Raw genomic sequence first — 1,867 nt, 5'->3', positions numbered from 1 at the left:
GCCTACGCGAAGGTTACCCAGCGGTAACGTGAGTCATCTCGCAGTAGGCCACGCTGCCTGCGCACACCATAGGGGGCCCCGCCCGATCCTGCCGGGCAGGGGCTCGACGGGTGACGTGAGACCGCCGACGCGACGGCCTGCCAGATCAACGCCAGCGGGAGAGCAAGGCCAGCGAAGCGACCATCGCGCCGAAGCCGACGGCGAGGTTCCAGTAACCCCACGCCATGACCGGGTACTCCTGCTCGGACAGGTAGTAGAGCACCAGCCAGCCGATCCCGACGACGATCAAGGCGACCGCGGTGACCGGCAACCACACCGGGCTAGGCTTGCGCGACGACGCCGTCGTCGTCGGACGGACGTCCGTCGGCGGGGTGTACACCTTCTTCTTACGGACCTGAGACTTGGGCACGGCGCTCTCCAGAGGGGTGACGACCTCGTCCGGCCTGACAACCGGGCGCGGGGGCGACGGTCCATGGCCAATAATGTTCGAGAGCTAGCGTAGTCCCGATTGGCCGCCTGGACCACGAATGGGGTCAGGCCGGTGCACGGAGTGACCGAAAGAGGCGGGACTGTTCGCATCGCCGGCCCGGCCGGCACGGACCGATCCCCGACACGCGGAAGGAACGCTCGGTGGAGTACACATCCGGCGCAACCTCCTGGCAGAAGGTCCTCCGACGGGCCGTTGCCGGGCTGCTGCCCCGGCGACCGCGTCAGCGCCGTCCGGGCTGGTCGATCGGGGTGCCCCTGATCGCGGCGGCGGCCGGGTTGCTGTTCACCACCACCGCCACCACCGCCGGCGGCACCGCTCTCCGGGAGGACCGGCGGCCCCAGCTCAATCAGCTCATCGAGGACCGCCGCGAACAGGTGGCAGCCAGCGAGCGCCGCGCCGCCGAGCTGCGCGGCGAGGTCGAGCAGCGGACCAACACGCTGGCCGGCTCCGACGCCCCGATCAAGGAGCAGCAGAACCGCGCCCAGGGCAGCCTCCAGAACGCCGGGTTCACCGCCCTGACGGGCCCCGGGGTCACCGTCGAGCTGAACGACGCGCCGCAGATCGACCAGACCCAGTCGGACGCCAGCAACGACGACCTGGTGGTGCATCAGGGAGACGTACAGGCGGTGGTCAACGCGCTGTGGGCCGGCGGAGCCGAGGCCATGTCAATCATGAACGTCCGCGTGCTCACCACCAGCGCGGTACGCTGCGTCGGTAACACCCTGCTACTTCATGGCCGGGTGTACTCCCCACCGTTCAAGATCGTAGCAATCGGCGATCCCGCTGCCCTCCAGCAGGCCCTCGCCAGCTCTCAGGGAGTCCGGTTGTTCAAGGACGCGGTCGACGACTACCAGCTCGGCTACACGGAGACAGCCTCCACGGTGCGAGTCCCCGCATTCGAGGACTCCACCGCCCTGCGCTCGGCTACGGTGCCCAGATGAGCGGGCCGGACGAGCGTCGCGACGGGCGACACCGGGACCAGACCGACGAGCCGACCGCCTTCCTGCCCCCGTTGGATCGGCCCAGGTCGGCAGCCGACCGGCCGGCCCCGGCCGGCAACTGGCCCGAGCCGGTGCTGCACCCTCCCCGAGCCGGGCACCCGACGCGACCGAACGCCGACCGACCTGAACCGAACGAGACCCCGGGCCGACCGGGTGTCGAAGCCCCACCGCCCTGGCCGGGCACCGCGGCTCCCGGGCTGGGCCCGCACGGCAACGCCGGGGCTCCCCCCGCGACCACCCCCGGCCGGCCGGCCCCCGGCAACCAGGGCCCGGTACGGCCCGCTGCCCCCGGCACCGCACCGACCCGACCGGCAGCGCCCAGCGCGATGCCGACCCGCCCGACGACCTCCGGCCCGCCCAGCCGGCCGCGCACCTC

General features: G+C 71.8%; 2 protein-coding genes and 1 pseudogene. 2 read left to right on the top strand and 1 reads right to left on the bottom strand.

The features are described 5' to 3' along the window. Positions 1–145 precede the first annotated feature (145 nt). Positions 146–409: a cell division protein CrgA gene (locus KBX53_RS31765; protein ID WP_030331997.1), complete on the bottom strand. Its 264-nt coding sequence runs from the start codon at positions 407–409 to the stop codon at positions 146–148. Between the two features lie 221 nt (positions 410–630). Here KBX53_RS31765 and KBX53_RS31760 point away from each other — a divergent pair, with 221 nt between their 5' ends. Continuing rightward, the gene (locus KBX53_RS31760) at positions 631–1,431 is read left to right on the top strand and encodes a DUF881 domain-containing protein (protein WP_030331995.1); all 801 of its coding nucleotides are present in this window, start codon (positions 631–633) and stop codon (positions 1,429–1,431) included. After that, positions 1,428–1,867, top strand: a pseudogene (locus KBX53_RS31755) (hypothetical protein); the annotation flags it as partial. The gene KBX53_RS31760 and the pseudogene KBX53_RS31755, both read left to right, overlap by 4 nt.

The sequence above is a fragment of the Micromonospora sp. M51 genome (assembly GCF_018070305.1).
In the GTDB taxonomy this organism is placed as follows: Bacteria; Actinomycetota; Actinomycetes; order Mycobacteriales; family Micromonosporaceae; genus Micromonospora; species Micromonospora parva.
Note: the sequence above shows the minus strand (reverse complement) of the source record. Positions and strands in the feature narration are given on the sequence as shown.